The following is a 17571-nucleotide window of genomic DNA, read 5'->3' as shown; positions in this document are numbered from 1 at the left end:
ATGTCGGATGTCCACGACGCGGCCCTCCAACGGGCGATCGCCGCGATCTCGCAATCGGACCCCCTCATCAAACTGTTGCAGCAGGTGACGTTGGGGAAGATGAAGCCGACCGATGCCGGCCTGCGGGCCGTGACGGAATCCTGGCTGCAGACCTATCGGAAAGTCATCGAGACCACGCCGCTCACTCCTGCGGCGCTGGCGCGTCTCGATCCGGGCCCGCGACTCGATGTCTTGATCCGCGCCGGGGTGCTGGATCCATCTCATGAGGCAGGACGATCCCTGCGGCTCTCCTTTGAACAGAAAATGGCACAGGCCGGATCGGACTGATCCGCTGAATCCCGCCTTCACGGTGACCCTCACCGCCGGGTTGCTCCTTGCCGCAAGTCAGCCGCTCTTCGCCCACGAACAGCCGGGCTTAAGTCCGTTGCGTTCACTTCGTCCGGCGGAGGTACAACCGTACTTGGCAGCCGGTACCGAATTGTTGATCGATGCGGCGTCCGTCGAGCGGTTCCTTGAGAGATTGGAAGGCGCGCCGCCGGATTGGGCGCGCGTCTATGGCCATGGGCATCACGATCCCGATCATGACGAACGGTTGTTCCGCCTGAACCGGGAGCGCGACGAAGCGCGGGCAGGTCACGAACTGCTGCGCCGCCGGATCGCGTTCCTTTGGAGCGGAGAGTTGTCCGGGTATGACGCTGAATCGGGGGGATTCCATGTTGCGCTGGGGCCGACATTCATCACAACCAATTGGGGTTTGGTCCGCTTCAAATATGACGACCTCCCGGGCGATCTGATCGCCGTTCCTCCGGCTGATCAGTTGCAGCTGTTGCAAAAGCGGATGGAGCAGGGGGAGGCGGTGGAAATCGACGTCGTCATGGCCGGCGTGCTCGTTCCGGATGAATCCGTCGTGTACGACTTCTCGCATGATCAGGAGGGCTTGGGTCTCATCATGCCGGTCGTCCGCATCGAGCAGATTCTCTATCTGCATCACGCCCGGTAGCGTGGACGCCATCCTACAGTTCGGTTCCAATCTGCACACCCGCCGCTGCGCCGAGACCGCGGACCTGTAGGTCGCCTCAGTCACCGAGATCGTCCGAGCCCCGCCAAGAGTCGCGATTTCTCCATACATTGCACCGGCGAACCGAACCCGATCGGCAGGGGTACTGCTCTTGCTCAAGAGCGTTTTCGCGTCGAGATGCAGGAGGTTTGTATGCATGTGCCCCTCATCGAGAGTCACCGAACCTCAAAGCCGGCCGCCCAGTGGGGAGCCTGGTGCCTCGTTGCCGGGTCGTTGTTGGCGCCGCTTCTCTCGTCGGCCCATCAGGCGCCGGACACCGGCGCCGGCGTGAAAACACGGCACTCGCTGCTGCGGCCGATAGACGGCATCGCCGGGACGAGCGGGGTGGTGGAGCAGAAGCCGGAGGGAGGAAAGGTTGCGACAAAAACAGTCCCGCGGAAAAAATCCACCCAGCGCGGCGGCAAATCGGACGGACGGCGAATGGCCCCGTTTCCCGAGCCGATGAGCGATCAGCGGCCGGTCGAGAATCCCAGTCATGCGGTGGCGTCGATGCCCGCGCTCGATGCGGCCGGCGCGCCGGCGCCGGCGGTGTCGTCAGCGGCGTTCGCCGCTCCACTGCTTTCCGGCGCTCCTCCGGCGGTTCCGGCCGGTTCTCTCGCCGCCCCGGCCGGACCTGCTACGGCGGGCGGGTCGATCATGGGCAGCGCTCCGGCTCCTCTCCCGATGCCGCGCAATCTCCAGCGCTTGTTGAAAGAGATTCCCGGCATCGCCCGCATCATCACGACGCCGGCGGCGGGCCCTGTCGAAGTCGCGGCTCCTCCGGCTCCTCCGTTGGCCCAGCCGGCGGCAGGGCTTCCGGCTCCTCCGGCGAATTGGTTTGCCTATCATGTCTTGAGCCGCGCGACCTTCGGCGGCACGCCGAATCAACTCAATGCGATCTCGCACATGAACGCCGCCCAGGCCATTGACTGGGCGGATCGCCACCTGAAAGAGCAATTGGGTTTGGACCCCGCGCGGCCCTGGCCCACCACCCTCCATTCCACCGCGCCGCTGCCTCCGGCGATTCCCATTCTCGACGGCACGGCGGACCAGTTGCTGGCGCAGGATAAGGCGAACTGGCGGCCGCATGAGGACGATCCGAGCCTGCTGGTTCCCACTCTCACCCAATTGCAGGATTACGATCTGATCCGAAAGATGCACAGCCGGCGGCAGCTGTTCGAAAAAATGGTCTACTTTTGGGACAACCACTTCAACACGGACTACCGGTCCCATTTCGCCGGCCAGTATGAGCTATACGAAAACGAGGCGTTGCGCGCGAGGGCCTACGATCGTTTCATCGACCTGCTGCTCGCGAGCGCGAAAAGTCCCGCGATGATGGTCTACCTCAACACGGACGTGAACGTGAAAGAGAGCCCGAACGAAAACTACGCGCGCGAGGTATTGGAGCTGCACACGTTGGGTGTCGACGAGCAAGGCAAGCCGGCCGGCTATACGCAGGCCGATATCGTGGAGGCCGCCAAGACCTTCACCGGCTGGGATACACCGCAGGGTCCGGCGCCGGGATTCCGCTTTGTGCCGAGCCGGCACAGTCCCGGCGCCAAGTCGGTCCTCGGGCAGACGATCCCATTCGACGGGACCGGACCCGGCGAAGGGGAGCGTGTCCTCCAGATCGCCGCCGCTCATCCCGCGACCGGCAAGCACCTGGCGAAGAAACTGTGCGAATATTTTGTGAGTGAAACGCCGTCGCCGTCTCTGCTTGCGGAGGTGGCGTCCGTGTTCAGCGATTCGGGCGGGGACATCAGGAAAGTCCTCATCGCGATCTTCACGTCGGCGGACTTTCGTGATGTGCGGAACTATCGGGCCTTGACCAAAACTCCGTTGGAATTCGTCGTCGGCCTGTACCGCAATCTGGGCGTGTGGTCTGCGCGCGACCCGTTCCGGAGCCGGCTGACCCGCATCGGCCAAGGGCTCTTCGAGATGCCGCCGCCGACCGGCTACAAGGAAAAGTCGGACCACTGGCTCAATACGCACGTGCTGTTCCATGAAGTGGCCTTGGCCTATGAAGCCACCATCCCGGGGTTCGGCTCGACCGTGCGCTACGGCAGCGATACGACGGGAGGCCTCACCAGGATGTGGCTGAAACAGATGGGACTGAAGACGGAGGAGGACGTGCTTGCTTCCTCTTGAATCTCACGATGGATCGGCAGGTCACCGCCTCCGAATATCAGATCTACCTGTCGACGCTCCGTAGCGCCGGGGCCTTCAACCTCGACAACCCCAGCGTCGAAACGCCCCTGGATCGAACGTTGGGGACCATGCTAGCGAATCCCCGTTACCTGTACCAGTAGGCCTGAATCACGCGAGGAGCTGTTGTGATGGACCACTGCCACTGCTGCTCATCCACGTTCCAACATATGTCGCGGCGAAGCCTGCTTAAACGTGCCGCGGGCATGGCGGCGACCGCCTTGGCCGCCAATATGTTTCCTCTGGAGGTGCTGCTGCCGGGACGGTCGTACGCCGCGACGAATGCCGGCAAGACCCTCGTCGTGATCTTTCAGCGGGGCGGCAATGACGGCTTGAACACGATCGTTCCCTACACCGACCCGCAGTACTACGCCGCCCGCCCGCGCTCGACCGGAGGCGGGATCGGGATTCCTCCGCCGGGATCGGGGGACGGCGCGGGTCTCGATTTACCGGGCACCGGCTTCGCCATGCATCCCTCGATCCTGCCGCTGCATTCGTTGTTCACCGGCGGCCGGCTGGCGATCGTGACGGCGGTGGGATTCGCCGGCAGCACACAATCGCATTTCACCGATCAGGACACCATCGAGCACGGGTTCTTCCAGCTCCGCGACGGATGGCTCAACCGCTATCTCGCGGCCGTGCCCGCCGCCGGCGCGGCCGCCATGCGGGCGGCGTCGATCGGCGACGATGTCGCCAAGTCGCTCCGAGGCTCCGTCTTGGTGCCGTCCCTGACCGATCTCGCCTCGGTGAGCTTCACGCGGCTGGGTCAATCCCGTGCGACGTTGGACTCGAACTTCCGGGCCATCTACGCACAAGACCCCGCGTCGACGTCCACCAACCCGGCGCGGAACAGCCTCCATGCTTTGGGCCCCGACATGCTGGCCCGCGTCGCGGCGATCGAAGGCATCGGTCCGGCCGCGCCGCAGAACGGCGCGACCTATCCCGCTACGACCTTCGGGCGCGAAATGTGGGACTTGGCCCATATCATCCGCTCCGGGCTCGGGCTTGAAGTGGCGACCGTGGATATCGGTGGGTGGGACACACACGACGATCAGGGCGGCGGCGGGACCGCGGCCAACCGGCAGGCCGGCCGCCTGGCGGACTTTGCCGGCGGGATCCGCGCCTTCGTCGACGATCTGGGGCCGCTGATGAGCAACGTGGTGCTGCTGACATGCACGGAGTTCGGCCGGACGGTGCGCCAGAACGCCAGCGGAGGCACGGATCACGGGAAAGCGTCGACCTGGTTCCTGATCGGCGGGTCAATGAAGGGCGGCTTGTACCACGGCGCGGCGGGATGGCCGGGCTCGTTGGCCGACGCCAATCTGGACAGCGGGCGGTACCTCAGGGCGACGGTGGAGTTCAGAGATCTGTATGCCGACGTGCTCAGCAAACATTTCGGCGTAGGCGCCGGCGACCTGGCAGCCGTATTCCCCGGCTACACTCACACGCCGGTGGGTCTGTTCGCGTGAGCAAAGAACCTGTTCTCTGTCCGACGAAGGGCCTGTCCTGAACGTGTCGAAGGAAGCTTGTCGAAGGATCAGTGCGCATCTTTGGCGCAACGAAATCCTGTGCCGCTGGGCCTGCTGTCCATGACGCCCCAGTCCCGATCCGTCGTTCGCAGGCTGACCGCCGGCTTGAGCCAGGATCCGCCGCGCATGGCTTTGATCGCGCCTCTGGACGGGCCCGGCGGGTCCGACAACGGCGCTGATTTGTAGTAGTTGGGATCGTACCAATCGGCGACCCATTCGGCGGCGTTCCCTGCCATGTCGAGCAGGCCGTAGGGGCTCGCGCCGTTCGGAAAGCTGCCGACCGGCAGCGTCAGCACTTCGCCGTTCACACCCTTTTCTCTCGAAAGGCGCGCGCCGTCTCCTTTCAGCCAAAACGCGTCCCAGTCGGCGCTGCTCTGAAATTCCACGGTGCGCCCGGCCCAGTAGCTGGCGCTGTTCGCTTTGGCGATGTCCCACTCCGCCCCCCAGGGATAGCGGCGGCCGTCGGTTCCCCGCGCCGCTTTCTCCCATTCGGCTTCCGTCGGAAGCCGTTTGCCGGCCCAGCGGCAAAAGGCGTCCGCATCGGTCCAGCTGACATTGACCACCGGATGGTCTTCGATGCCCGGGAGCGGACCTCCGTTGTTCCACAGCGTAACGGACGGCTTGGTATTGGTCGGCGTGCGATGACCGGTGGCTTCGACAAAGGCGGCGTACGACCGATTCGTGACTTCGAATCGATCGATCAGGAAGGTGCCCAGATACACCCGGCGCTCGGGACGTTCATCCGGCAACCCGTCCGTTCCCTCAGGCGTTCCCATCGTGAACTCGCCGGCCGGCACGAGCGCCATATCGCCGTGGATCTGGGAGCTGACTGATGGCCGTTCGACAGGCTCACGGCCCTGAGCCGAGTCGAAGGGCTGATTGCTGACGAGAAGGACCAAATAGACCAGACAGACCGGATAGACCGTCGCGCTACGCCTTCGTGATCCCGCAGGCCTTCGCCACCGCGTCACGATAGGCGAACCAGAGCGAGAGGCTCTTTGTGAGATTGGCCAGGACGGACCGTTGGAGCGCCGGAGGCGTATAGTTGACCACCATGTCATAGGCATCATGACGATGTCCGGCCTCCACCAATTGATGCGCGCGAATCAGATCCATGGCCTCCGGCGGACAGCCATGGTAGCGGACAAGCGGATGGGCGTGAATCACTGCTTCTATATCTTCTGCGCCTTTCGGCTTGGACGGTTCAAGTAGTTCTTTTCGGTCCTTCACGCTGCCTTCGACGAAAATGGTCAGGGTCGCGGCTCCCATGACCCACTCGCGATGGCTCGACATCCGGTCGAGCCAGGCACGGTAGGCCCGGCTGGCGGGAAGCGGCCGGATGCGCTCGAACTCACGCGCGCTGAATCCCAACCCCTCCATCATCGTCAGAAACAATTCCGGATGCGATTTGCCGAGCGACAGTCCGCCCGTATCTTCTTCGTAGATGTTCTCGGCCAGCATACGCCGCGCGGCGGGCGGGGGATTCTTGCCGTGGATGCGGGCGAGGAAGACCGGGAAGTCCCGGACGTAGACGTGATATTCCTGCTGAAAATGGATCTTCAATTGCTTCTTGGTCAACCGGCCCGTGGCAAAGTGCTCCCAGGCCCAATGGTGTTTGCCGTCCATGACGGACAGGAGCGACTCCAGGAAACGAGCTTTCGTCATGCGAGGCGCCATCTGTCTTGCCTTCCTGAAAGAGCCGTCGTTACAATCGCACACAGACGATGAATGCGATCACGGTTCAGAATCCCGACGAAATCCTGACGCTGCTGGCCGACGTGGCCCTCCGGGGCAAGGGCTTCACGACGGAGTCCCTCTTGGATTATGTCCTGGAAGAGGGCTTTACGGAGCCGATCTTCCTGAATGCGACGGGCGAGGATCCCACCGCCTTCTACAAAGGCCAGCCGAACGCCTGGGCGGTGTACCAGGTGCGCGAATGGAAACGGGTGCTGACGATCTCCGGAGGTCCCGGCCAGGAACGCCGCGCGCGCATCACCGAAACTCCGTAGACCGACCGCCAGCGAGTCTAAGATGGACTGCGCCGGAGTGCAAGAACGCGAGTGATTCTGATCCTGAGCGACGCACCATGCTGGTTCATCTGATGAACGCACAAAATGTCGGCGAGCTCGCGATGATCAAAAGCCTGCTGGAAGGCAACGGCATCGCCTATGTCGTCCATGGCGAGCACGTCAGCAGCCTCTATCCCGGCGTGCCGTTTCTCGGCTCGCGCGTGCTGGTCGAGGAGTCGGAGCTGGCGCGGGCCGATACGCTGCTCCGCTGGCTGCGCCTGTCTATCCGCGAAGCGGTGTAATCCTAGCGGGACAGCTTGGGGTGCGGCTTGTCTGGAGGCATCTCGGCGACGCGGCGCTCGCCCGGACCTTCGTACCATCCGCCGATCAGTACCCCCTCTTCGAAGTACAGATAACGGTGCTTGACGACCGCGGCGCTTTCCCAGTCCTCGAAGATCCATTCTTCCCGCCGCAATCCGTCCTTGGTGAAGGATGTATTGATCGTTTGCGGGCCGCCCCAGGCCTGCAAAACTTGTTGTTTCGACATGCCGACCATGACCCGATGCTGTTCGATGTGCTTCTGAAAATCCGGATCGCGCAGCTGAGTAATGAGCGGCCACACGACCATCAAGAGAAAAAAGACGGCCAGTCCGCTGTAGATGATGATTCGGACGGGCCGGCGGCGGATGAAAGACGGTTCTTCGGCTGCGTGATCGCCGATCGGCACCGGTTCGGTACTCATGACGGCTCCCATGGCGCGCGCATGCTAACAGCGGCCTCCCGGCGAGTCAAGGAAGAGGGGGGAAATGAAGAATACATTCGCCGCCATCGAACCACACGCTATACTGGGTCCATGAACGGCGTCTCCTGTACGGGTGTCGCGATGTGCCTACTCAGATCTTCGCGCACCGCCTGTCTCGTTTCCGCCCTCTTCTTGCCTCTCAGCACCGCGCAGGCGGTGACCATCTATTCCTATGTCGACGACCGCGGCAATCCGGTTTACACCGACAGTCCCGAAACGATTCCGGAGAAGTATCGCGCGCGGGTCAAGACTCACGAGCAGCCCGGTCCCAAGCCGCCCGGTGTGATGGAATCGGTCCAGCAAACGGTCAACGATCAAGTGAATCGCTTCGGGTTCACGAAGCCGTCCTTCACGCTGCGCCTCGAAGGGCTGAACGACGGCCAGGCGCGGATCCTGACCTACGCCGGTGGCGCGGCGGTCGTGTTGCTGCTGATGATGTACCTCAGCAAGAGCCAGCTGGTGCGCATGTTGGGGTTTTGCCTGTTGATCGTAATCGGCATCGGTACGCCGGTCCTCATGTACGTGAGCGACGGCGGTCCGATGGACGTCCTGAAGCAGAAAGCGACGGCCGCGGGGCAGGCCCAACAGGATCGACTCCAGCAAGTGCCCCGGTAAGATCCTCTCCGCCTGCTCGGCCGGCAGTCCTTGAGTTCTTATCACACCGCTCGTCCCGAGCTTGTCGAAGGGCTACTCCGCATATTTGGGGACCGGAATCGGCTTCGGCGGCGCCACAGGCGCGGCGGCCTGCTGTGCGAACTCCGGCGAGTAGGGGTTCAGGATCGCTTCATGGGTGTGGCGTTGCCGTTGTCTGACGAGTTGGAGGCTTTGGGCGCCGATTTCCAGCCGATCGATCGTCGCTTTCGTGGTGAGCCGATCCGGCAGCCCTTGCAGCGAGAACAGCTGGTAGGCCAGCGACCAATCCAACTGCTCCTTGCCCTTTTCTTTGATGATGAAGCGCGCGGCCGGAGACGGATTCCCTTTGAACAGCAACAGCCAGATGTTCGAGCGAAACACGGGACTGGCCGCCTCCGTCGGCGGCCGGAACTCCGGCACCAAGGACGGGATCTGCGAGAGCGGCACCGGCGGCGAAAATTCGATATCGACCAGCTTGACGAACAGGGGTCGCGTCTCGCTCTGATCGTTCGGGTCCACCGCATAACCAAACGAATAGCGGACCTCCACGCCGTCTCGCTTGAAGATGTAGACGTCTTCGCCGTTCTCCGGCGAGACGAGCTTGCTGAAATAGTTCAACCAATCGCTGATGGGATAATAGGTGAACACCCGCAGCGCCGACTTGCGGTCACACACGGCCTGCGGCATGCCGAGTTTCTCGTGAAGCTCTTGCTGCGTGAGGCCTAGGAATCCGTCTTCGAAATAGGGAGCTGCATGAGCGGGACGAAGCGCAATCAAAGCGGTGCAGACGGACACGGACAGGATCAAGAGAATGAATCGGGAGGTCCTCGGAAGCCGCATCAGCCCTCCTTCTCTTTTTCGCATCGTATCCAGGCCCTCGAAGCCATGTCAAGGAAACGGTGCGCGCTTGCCGCTCCGGAACGGCTTCCAGTATGATCGCACACAGTGAGTGAGGGAGAACCCCAGTTCGTTACAGGTCACCATGCAGATGAGCCGGACGTTTGAAATCGATCGATTGCTGCGCGAGCGCATCCTGATCCTCGACGGCGCGATGGGGACGATGATCCAGCAGCGCAAGCTGGACGAAGCCTCGTTTCGCGGCGAGCGGTTCAAGGATTGGAAGAAAGACCTCAAGGGCCACAACGATCTGTTGAACGTCACCCAACCTGCCGTCATCGAGGACATCCACTGGCAGTATCTCGAAGCCGGTGCGGATATCATTGAAACCAATACGTTCAACTCTCAGGCGATCTCGCTGGCGGACTACGGCATGCAGGCCTTGGGCTACGAGCTGTCCAAGGCCGGAGCCGAATGCGCCCGGCGGGCCGTCGAACGGGTGCAGGCGGCGCAGCCGGGCCGGCGCTGCTTCGTCGCCGGGGCCATCGGGCCCACGACGAAGACATCCTCGATCTCGACGGACGTGAACAATCCGGCCGCCCGGGGCACCACCTATGATGAGCTGGTGCAGGCCTACGGCGAACAGGTCCGCGGCCTGCTGGACGGAGGGGCGGACCTCCTCCTGGTCGAAACCATCTTCGATACGCTCAATGCGAAGGCGGCCTTTTTCGCGATCCAACAACTGTTCGCCGCCGGAGCCCGGCGCGTGCCCGTCATGGCCTCGGTGACGTTCATTCAAGCCGGCAGCAACCGCGGCGTGACCGGCCAAACGGTTGAAGCTTTCTGGAATTCCATTTCGCATGTGCCGCTGCTCAGTGTGGGGATGAACTGCGCACTGGGACCGAAGGAAATGCGGCCGCTGATCGAAGAGCTGTCTGCGATCGCGCCGGTCTACGTGAGCGCGCATCCCAACGCCGGTCTGCCCAATCCGCTGCTGCCGACCGGCTTTCCGGAGACTCCGGACAGCCTGGCGCCGCAATTGCGGGAATGGGCGCAGAACGGGTGGCTCAACATCGTCGGCGGCTGCTGCGGCACGACGCCGGCTCATATCAAGCTGATCGCCGAAGCGGTGCGCGGGCTCACTCCGAGAGCGATTCCGACGGTCGAACCCTACACCCGCCTGAGCGGCCTGGAAGCCTTGACCATCCGCCCCGATTCGAATTTCATCAACATCGGCGAACGGACCAACGTAACCGGTTCGCCCGCCTTCGCCAAGCTGATTTTGGCCGGCGACTACGAGGCGGCCCTGTCGGTCGCCCGCCAACAAGTGGAAGGCGGCGCGCAGATCATCGACATCAACATGGACGAGGGGATGTTGGACTCCAAGGCGGCGATGGAGAAGTTCCTCCGCCTCATTGCCTCGGAACCGGACATCTGCAAAGTGCCGATCATGGTCGACAGCTCCAAGTGGGAGGTGCTGGAGGCCGGTCTCAAGAACATTCAGGGCAAGGCCGTCGTCAACAGCATCAGCCTCAAGGAAGGCGAAACGAAGTTCGTCGAGCAGGCGCGGCTGATCCGCTGGTACGGAGCCGCCGTGGTCGTCATGGCGTTCGATGAAAAAGGCCAGGCGGATACGCTGGAGCGGAAACAGGAGATCTGCGCGCGATCGTACAAGATTCTGACGGAGCAGGTCGGCGTTCCGCCGCAGGACATCATCTTCGATCCGAACATCCTGACGGTCGCCACGGGGATCGAGGACCACAACCACTACGCCGTCAACTTTATCGAGGCGACCCGCTGGATCAAGCGGCATTTGCCGCTGGCGAAAGTCAGCGGCGGCATCAGCAACATCTCCTTCTCGTTCCGCGGGAACAATGTGGTGCGCGAGGCGATGCACGCGGCGTTTCTCTACCACGCCATCCAAGCCGGGCTCGACATGGGGATTGTGAATGCCGGGCAACTGGCGGTATATGAGCAAATTCCTAAAGACTTGCTTGAGCTTGTCGAGGATGTGCTGCTCAACAGGAGACCCGATGCGACAGAACGCCTGGTCGCTTTTGCGGAAACGGTGAAGCAAAAGGGGAAGGCGGCGGCCAAGGACGACGAGTGGCGCAAAGGAACCGTCGAAGAACGTCTGTCCCACGCGCTGGTCAAGGGCATCACGGATTACATCGATCAGGATACGGAGGAGGCGCGACGGAAGTATCCCAAGCCCTTGGCGGTGATCGAGGGGCCGCTCATGGCGGGTATGAACGTCGTCGGCGATCTCTTCGGGGCCGGGAAGATGTTCCTCCCGCAAGTGGTGAAGAGCGCCCGCGTGATGAAGAAGGCCGTGGCCTATTTGATGCCGTTCATGGAGGAAGAAAAGAAACGGCTGGGTAATTTCCACTCGCAAGGCAAGATCTTGCTCGCGACCGTCAAGGGCGACGTGCACGACATCGGCAAGAATATCGTCGGTGTGGTGTTAGGCTGCAACAACTACGACGTGATCGACCTCGGCGTGATGGTGCCGTGTGAAAAGATCCTCGCCGCCGCAAGAGAACAGAAGGCGGACATCATCGGCCTGAGCGGCTTGATCACCCCGTCGCTCGACGAAATGGTCCATGTCGCCAAGGAGATGACGCGCGAAGGCTTTGATGTGCCGCTGCTGATCGGCGGCGCCACCACGAGCAAGGCCCACACGGCGGTGAAGATCGCGCCGTCCTATGAGGCGGGAGTGGTGCACGTGCTGGATGCCTCGCGCGCCGTGGGCGTGGTGGGAAATCTGGTGAGTCAGGCTCAGAAGCCGGGTTTTGTGAACCAGGTACGCGACGACTACGAACGGTTGCGGCAGGCGCATCAGGATCGGGGCGCGAAGCCGTTGTTGCCGATCTCACAGGCGCGGGCCAATCGGTTCACGTCGGATTGGGCGACCCTCGAGATGCCCCCGCCGTCGTTTCTCGGCGTGCGGGTCGTCGCCGACCAGCCGCTGGGCGAGCTGGTGCCCTATATCGATTGGTCCCCCTTCTTTCATACCTGGGAGCTCAGGGGGCGTTACCCGGCGATCTTCGACGATGCCACCGTCGGAGCCAAGGCGAAGGAACTGTTCGACGACGCCCGACGGTTGCTCGATGAGATCGTCCGGAAGAAACTGCTCAGAGCCCGGGGTGTCTACGGATTGTTTCCCGCAGCGAGCGCCGGAGATGACATCGAGCTCTATCGGGATGCTTCCCGGGCCGCCGTGGTGACGACCATTCACACCCTGCGGCAGCAGTCGGAAAAGCCGGCGGGACAACCGAATCTGGCCCTGGCGGACTATGTCGCTCCGAAAGATTCGGGCAGGTCGGATCATATCGGTGCCTTTGCCGTCACGGCGGGCGTCGGGTTGGACGAGCTCTGCACACGCTTCGACCGAGACCATGACGACTATAATTCGATCATGGCCAAAGCGCTGGCCGACCGCTTGGCTGAGGCTTTTGCGGAGTTCCTCCATAAGCGGGTCAGAGAAGAGTGGGGCTACGGCAAGAGCGAGCAGCTATCGAACGAGGACCTGATCCGCGAACGATACCGCGGCATCAGGCCGGCGCCCGGCTATCCGGCCTGCCCGGACCATACCGAAAAGCGGGTGCTGTTCGATCTCTTGTCGGTCGAAGCGACCGCCGGCATCACTCTGACAGAAAGCTTCGCCATGCTGCCCGCCGCCGCCGTGAGCGGCTTCTACTTCGCCCATCCGGACGCGAAATACTTTGCCGTCGGCAAGATCGGCAAGGATCAGGTCGAAGACTACGCCCGCCGCAAGGGGATGGACCTGCGCACGGTCGAGCGCTGGCTCTCGCCGAATCTCAATTACGAAGCTGATCGATAGGGCGCGGTCGGCTACACCGCGGAGGTCAGCAGATCGTCGTGGAGGTCCACGATCGCGCCGCGCAGGGCGTTCACCACCCGGCGATAGCGTTCTTCCGCCCAGATATTGAACGATTCCGCGTCCGGGAAGACGAGATCCCAGGCTTTCGCCGCGTCCAGCATGAGCAGTTGCTGGGATTTATCCTGTCCGGGGAAGAAGACGACGAGCACGGCCGAGTTGCCGGTCAGGCTGATGTCGGTGAAGATGTGCAGCATGGACGGCGACGGGAGATGCACCTCGCGGGAGGCGGCTTCCACGATCGGCTGATAGAGCCGGTGCAGCAACTGCGCGGTGACTTCGTAGGGATTGGCGGGGCCGAGCAGCCGCGGGTTCGGCTTTTCGCCGAAGAGGTTTTCAGTCAGATAGGTGGCGGCTTCCCACGTCGGCATGACGCCGGACGTGACGAGCGCCTCACAGAGATAGGCGATCCAGTTGCGGCTGGCGGCGCGCTTGCGGATCGCAGGAAGTTTCTTCGCCATGACGAACAGCCCTTTCTTCGGGTAGCCGGTGATCGAGGAGCCGATGTCTGCAGCGGGGCTCTACCGGTAGGTTGGGAAAAAGTATATCGGCGCGGCGGCGGACGGTCAACGAAACGGCAAGTTTTAACGAGTCGGTACGGAAATATCTCAGTGCACAGGCTGTTCAAAAAGGCCGACGGTGAAATAGCGGACTTTTCTAACAGCCTGCTAAATTTTTCGGTAGGGCTTGTCGGCGTACTGCGCGTGGATACGGGTGATGTCGTCGACGGAGGCGACGAAGGTGTCGAGCAGTTCCGGGTCGAAGTGCTGGCCGCGGTGCTTCACCATCAGCTCGATGGCGTGGCTTAGTTCGAAGGCCGGCTTGTAGACCCGCTGGGTGGTCAGCGCGTCGAAGGCGTCGGCGATGGAGGCGATGCGGCCCTCGATCGGAATGGTTTCGCCCTTCAACCCCCGCGGATAACCCGTGCCGTCGAACCGTTCATGGTGCGTATAGGCGATGACAGCGGCCACGTTCAGCAACTCGGCGTCCGATCCGCTCAGGATGCGGTAGCCGATTTCCGCGTGCTGCGCGATGACCCCGAATTCTTCCTGCGTGAACTTGCCGGGCTTCAGCAGCACGTGGTCGGGGGTGCCGATCTTGCCGATGTCGTGCATCGGGCTGGCGGTGCGGATGATGTCGCAGCGTTCGGGCGACAGGCCCGCCTTCCGGGCCAGCAACTCGCAATAGTGGCTCATGCGCTGGATGTGCTGTGCGGTGGAGCTGTCGCGGAACTCGGCGGCGATCGCCAGTCGCTGGATCGTCTCCTCGCGCGAGAGGCGCAGCTCTTTTTCGCTCCGCTCCAACCATTCCAGCGCCTGCTGCAGCGCCATCGTCCTGGTGCGCACGATATCTTCGAGATTTTCCCGGTGGCGGCGATTCTCCATCTCCAGGCGGCGGCGCCGGAGGGCGTTGGCGACGTCGATCAAGACTTCGTTGGATTCGAACGGCTTGACGATGTAGCCGAAGGCGCCCATGTCGAGCGCCGCGTTGGCCAGCACGGAGCTGTCCAGACCGGTCACCATGATGGCCGCCGTGTCCGGGCGCTCTCCCAAAATGTTGCGCACGAGGTCCATGCCGGATTCGCCGGGCATGTTCACATCGCACAGCAGGAGGGCATAGGGTTGTTCGTCGAGTTTCTGCCGGGCTTCCCGGGCATCGGCGGCGAGGGCCACGGTGTAGCCGTGCGATTGGAGCAAGTAGCCCAAGAGGCGACGGATCGGCTCCTCGTCGTCGACGACCAAAATGCTGCGGTTATCGAGCAGGGCCTGGTGGGCGTTGCGATCCAGAAGTGTCTGCATGCGCGTCGGGTAGTTCTCTGAACGGGAAGGTTGGGGCCCTTAGAGTCTTATCGGTCGCCGCCGTTGTCTGCTTAAGAACCAAAACAACAGCGACTGCCGGTGCACCTTCTATGCCATCCCGCGTCTCAAAACCGGCTGATGGCGGTTCCGGAAGCCGGTGAATCACAGAAGGCGATCATGCCACGAGTCGCGTCTCCCAGCGAGGCTTTCCTGCATTTCATGCGGGCGGAGTGGTGACGAGTCGTGTGAGCGACGCGGCTCCGCGCTGATGAACGGCTGTACAGATTTCGTCCGGGCGCAGGCGCTGTTTTGTACACCCGTCGCCGGCGGTTCGTTTGCGCTTTCGCCGGTGCTTCACTATAATCCCCGTCTGACCTCAGCAGAAGGGACGAACGGATGAGCGGAATCTCGGGACTGGTGCGGTTCGACGGGCGGCGGAGAGACCAGGTGCGCCCGGTCAAGGTCACGCGGAATTTCATCAAGCATGCCGAAGGGGCGGTGCTCATCGAGATGGGGGACACCAAGGTGATTTGCACGGCCTCGGTCGAGGAGAAGGTCCCGCCGTTTCTGAAGGGGAAAGGGACCGGATGGGTCACCGCCGAGTATTCCATGCTGCCCCGTTCGACGCACGAACGGTCCCCGCGGGAAGCCGTGAAGGGCAAACAGGGGGGGCGGACCCTGGAAATCCAGCGCCTGGTGGGGCGCGCGCTGCGGGCCGTCACCGACATGACGCAAATGGGGGAGCGGTCGATCTGGATCGACTGCGACGTGATCCAGGCGGACGGCGGCACGCGAACGGCCTCGATCACCGGCGCGTTTATCGCCTTGGCGGACGCTTTCGCCGTGCTCAAGAAGAAGGAACTCATCAAGAAGCTGCCGCTCACGGATTATCTGGCGGCCGTCAGCGTGGGGAAGGTGGGCGGCGAGGTCATGGTGGACCTGGCCTATACCGAAGACTCGATGGCCGAAGTGGACATGAATGTGGTGATGACGGGGCGCGGCCGCTACGTCGAGGTGCAGGGCACCGCCGAGCGCACGCCCTTCGCTAAGCAGGATATGGACGAATTTCTCGCGCTCGGCTGGCAGGCGATCCAGCGATTGACGGCCATTCAAAAAGAGCTGATCGGCGCCCTGGACTGAGGCTGCCGTTGACGGACCTCGTGCTCGCCACCCGAAACCGGCACAAAGGAGAAGAACTCGCCGCACTGCTGGGCGATCTTCCTATCCGCATTCGGACCCTCGCCGATTTTCCTCACGCTCCCGAAGTGGTCGAAGACGGGACGACCTGCGAAGCCAACGCCATCAAGAAGGCGACGGAGATCGCCCGCGCCACCGGCTTGCCCGCCGTGGCGGACGACACGGGGCTTGAAGTGGATGCCTTGGACGGCCGGCCCGGCGTGTATGCGGCGCGGTATGCCGGCGAACAGGCGACCTACGCCGACAATTGCCGCAAGCTCCTTCAGGAATTGAGCGGCGTTCCCCGGAAGCAACGGACGGCGCGTTTCCTCACCGTGGCGGCGCTCGCCGGCCCCGACGGCACGGTGCGGGTGACGCAGGGCGCGCTGGATGGGGTGATCACGGAGCAGCCCCGGGGCGGAGAGGGCTTCGGATACGATCCGGTCTTCTTCGTGCCGGCCCTCGGCCGCACGCTGGCGGAACTGTCACCGGCGGAAAAGAACGCGATCAGCCATCGGGCGGCGGCCTTCCGAAAGATGAAAGAGATTTTGCGGGGTCTCTGATCGCAGTTCTGCGAACGGCCCCGCGTCACTTCGGAATAATCGAGATCCCTCCGCTGCTTTCCAGCACCGCGTACTTGATCTGCTCCATCCGTTCGAGCCCATGCGAAGTCCGGGCGGCCATCATGATGTCGTCCTCATCGACGCGGGCTTTGTCCATCAGCTCTTTCAGCGGCAGACCGTTTTCCACGATGATCATCGGTACGCCGTCGAGCCACCGCTCGATCAGCGAGGATCGATGTTTCAGCTGCGAGAACAGGATGTCGAGGCCGACGAGGGTGACGATCACCAGACACGCATTGGTCACCGAGTAGCTGTTGCCGATCATGGCGTTTTGCGTCGCTTCGCTCAAGATCAGGAGGAGAATAAGGTCGAAACTGGTCATCTCCGTCAAGGTTCGGCGGCCCGCCATCCGGAACACGATCATCAAGAACACATATACCGCCAGCGCCCGTAAGACGACGTCCATACGAATCCTCCTCTCTCGAAAGGAAGCCCGGCTAAGGGTAGATCCACTGGGTAAACGGCAGAGCTTGAGAAGCGGTCAGTCCGACTCGCCCCCTCAAGGCGCCGATGACTTGGGGTTCGACATCGAGCGTCACCTGTCCGCCCGAACCGGCCGCGCCGAAGCGGAATTCGTAGGTCACACCGGTCGGTGACAAGAGTTGCGTGTCCGGTTCAGGCGTGATGTTCTGCAGCTGGACCTGAGTCAGGAAGTCGTGCGACACCCACAAGGACGCACGGTCGTCCCGCGCGGCTTCCCGGTCGAGGCGCACGCGAAGAGTGAGCGGGCTCTGATAACGGCCGAAACGCTCGTACTCCAAGGTGAGCGGGATGGAGGGGTCCTGAGCAACGGTGCGGCTCAACGGGCCGTGGCCGAAGAGACCAAGCCCGGCGGCGACGACGAGGAGTCCCATGGTCGCCCAGGCGATGCGTTGCACCGCCCATGTCCATCGTTGAAACGCGAGGTCCTGGTCGATGTCCAGATCGCCGATGCGTTTGAGTCCGGATGCCATGATGCAGCGCCCCTCGCGGAGAGGAGGCTGCGGGCAGGCACGCGGGC

The 17571-nt window shown here is 62.8% G+C and carries 19 protein-coding genes; 11 read left to right on the top strand and 8 right to left on the bottom strand.

Annotated features, from left to right (window positions below):
* The 5 genes from NITMOv2_RS10965 to NITMOv2_RS10950 all read left to right on the top strand — a co-directional run bounded on the left by NITMOv2_RS10965 (nt 1) and on the right by NITMOv2_RS10950 (nt 4731).
* Nucleotides 1-327: a hypothetical protein gene (locus tag NITMOv2_RS10965; RefSeq protein WP_053379899.1), complete on the top strand. Its 327-nt coding sequence runs from the start codon at nt 1-3 to the stop codon at nt 325-327.
* A gap of 133 nt (nt 328-460) precedes the next feature.
* Entirely contained in the window at nt 461-1000 is a 540-nt protein-coding gene (locus NITMOv2_RS10960; protein WP_053379898.1) for a hypothetical protein, read from the top strand.
* A 210-nt stretch (nt 1001-1210) separates the two neighbouring features.
* Nucleotides 1211-3205, top strand: coding sequence for a DUF1800 domain-containing protein (locus tag NITMOv2_RS10955; RefSeq protein ID WP_053379897.1), 1995 nt, complete (start codon nt 1211-1213; stop codon nt 3203-3205).
* Nucleotides 3202-3366 carry a hypothetical protein gene (locus NITMOv2_RS23910; RefSeq protein ID WP_187299435.1) on the top strand — a complete coding sequence of 55 codons (165 nt, stop codon included), beginning with the start codon at nt 3202-3204 and terminating at the stop codon, nt 3364-3366. Before NITMOv2_RS10955 ends, NITMOv2_RS23910 begins: the two co-directional genes overlap by 4 nt.
* Nucleotides 3367-3468: 102 nt before the next feature.
* Nucleotides 3469-4731 carry a DUF1501 domain-containing protein gene (locus NITMOv2_RS10950; RefSeq protein WP_187299434.1) on the top strand — a complete coding sequence of 421 codons (1263 nt, stop codon included), beginning with the start codon at nt 3469-3471 and terminating at the stop codon, nt 4729-4731.
* Between the two features lie 68 nt (nt 4732-4799).
* On the opposite strand, the gene NITMOv2_RS10945 is transcribed toward NITMOv2_RS10950, so the two are convergent.
* The gene (locus NITMOv2_RS10945; RefSeq protein ID WP_053379895.1) at nt 4800-5597 is read right to left on the bottom strand and encodes a formylglycine-generating enzyme family protein; all 798 of its coding nucleotides are present in this window, start codon (nt 5595-5597) and stop codon (nt 4800-4802) included.
* A gap of 124 nt (nt 5598-5721) precedes the next feature.
* The gene (locus NITMOv2_RS10940) at nt 5722-6456 is read right to left on the bottom strand and encodes an iron-containing redox enzyme family protein (RefSeq protein WP_053382065.1); all 735 of its coding nucleotides are present in this window, start codon (nt 6454-6456) and stop codon (nt 5722-5724) included.
* A gap of 59 nt (nt 6457-6515) precedes the next feature.
* Between NITMOv2_RS10940 and NITMOv2_RS10935 the strand changes: the two genes are divergently transcribed.
* Both NITMOv2_RS10935 and NITMOv2_RS23905 read left to right on the top strand, forming a co-directional pair.
* Nucleotides 6516-6800, top strand: a complete 285-nt coding sequence (locus NITMOv2_RS10935) for a hypothetical protein (RefSeq protein ID WP_053379894.1) — start codon at nt 6516-6518, stop codon at nt 6798-6800.
* A gap of 92 nt (nt 6801-6892) precedes the next feature.
* Nucleotides 6893-7102: a putative signal transducing protein gene (locus tag NITMOv2_RS23905; RefSeq protein ID WP_238590511.1), complete on the top strand. Its 210-nt coding sequence runs from the start codon at nt 6893-6895 to the stop codon at nt 7100-7102.
* Nucleotides 7103-7104: 2 nt separating this feature from the next.
* On the opposite strand, the gene NITMOv2_RS23900 is transcribed toward NITMOv2_RS23905, so the two are convergent.
* Complete coding sequence (locus tag NITMOv2_RS23900; RefSeq protein WP_187299433.1) at nt 7105-7542, bottom strand: hypothetical protein; 438 nt, start codon at nt 7540-7542, stop codon at nt 7105-7107.
* A gap of 141 nt (nt 7543-7683) precedes the next feature.
* On the opposite strand from NITMOv2_RS23900, the gene NITMOv2_RS23895 reads away from it, so the two are divergent.
* On the top strand, nt 7684-8217 hold the full coding sequence (locus NITMOv2_RS23895; RefSeq protein WP_053379891.1) for a DUF4124 domain-containing protein: 534 nt from the start codon (nt 7684-7686) through the stop codon (nt 8215-8217).
* 72 nt (nt 8218-8289) lie between these two features.
* On the opposite strand, the gene NITMOv2_RS10915 is transcribed toward NITMOv2_RS23895, so the two are convergent.
* Nucleotides 8290-9075, bottom strand: a complete 786-nt coding sequence (locus NITMOv2_RS10915; RefSeq protein WP_053379890.1) for a hypothetical protein — start codon at nt 9073-9075, stop codon at nt 8290-8292.
* Nucleotides 9076-9223: 148 nt separating this feature from the next.
* Here NITMOv2_RS10915 and metH point away from each other — a divergent pair, with 148 nt between their 5' ends.
* On the top strand, nt 9224-12916 hold the full coding sequence (gene metH, locus NITMOv2_RS10910; protein ID WP_083448359.1) for a methionine synthase: 3693 nt from the start codon (nt 9224-9226) through the stop codon (nt 12914-12916).
* A gap of 11 nt (nt 12917-12927) precedes the next feature.
* On the opposite strand, the gene NITMOv2_RS10905 is transcribed toward metH, so the two are convergent.
* Nucleotides 12928-13434 (bottom strand): hypothetical protein, encoded by a 507-nt coding sequence (locus tag NITMOv2_RS10905; RefSeq protein ID WP_053379888.1) that lies wholly within the window; start codon nt 13432-13434, stop codon nt 12928-12930.
* 207 nt (nt 13435-13641) lie between these two features.
* Complete coding sequence (locus NITMOv2_RS10900; protein WP_053379887.1) at nt 13642-14772, bottom strand: HD domain-containing phosphohydrolase; 1131 nt, start codon at nt 14770-14772, stop codon at nt 13642-13644.
* A 417-nt stretch (nt 14773-15189) separates the two neighbouring features.
* Between NITMOv2_RS10900 and rph the strand changes: the two genes are divergently transcribed.
* On the top strand, nt 15190-15912 hold the full coding sequence (gene rph, locus NITMOv2_RS10895) for a ribonuclease PH (protein ID WP_187299448.1): 723 nt from the start codon (nt 15190-15192) through the stop codon (nt 15910-15912).
* Between the two features lie 8 nt (nt 15913-15920).
* Complete coding sequence (locus NITMOv2_RS10890; RefSeq protein ID WP_053379886.1) at nt 15921-16511, top strand: XTP/dITP diphosphatase; 591 nt, start codon at nt 15921-15923, stop codon at nt 16509-16511.
* A gap of 25 nt (nt 16512-16536) precedes the next feature.
* Here NITMOv2_RS10890 and NITMOv2_RS10885 read toward each other — a convergent pair whose 3' ends face one another.
* Nucleotides 16537-16977, bottom strand: a complete 441-nt coding sequence (locus tag NITMOv2_RS10885; RefSeq protein WP_053379885.1) for a DUF421 domain-containing protein — start codon at nt 16975-16977, stop codon at nt 16537-16539.
* A 31-nt stretch (nt 16978-17008) separates the two neighbouring features.
* Nucleotides 17009-17524 (bottom strand): hypothetical protein, encoded by a 516-nt coding sequence (locus NITMOv2_RS10880; protein WP_053379884.1) that lies wholly within the window; start codon nt 17522-17524, stop codon nt 17009-17011.
* Nucleotides 17525-17571 lie beyond the last annotated feature (47 nt).

This window comes from Nitrospira moscoviensis, from assembly GCF_001273775.1.
Lineage (GTDB): Bacteria > Nitrospirota > Nitrospiria > Nitrospirales > Nitrospiraceae > Nitrospira_D > Nitrospira_D moscoviensis.
This window is presented reverse-complemented; position numbering and strand designations above follow the sequence as displayed.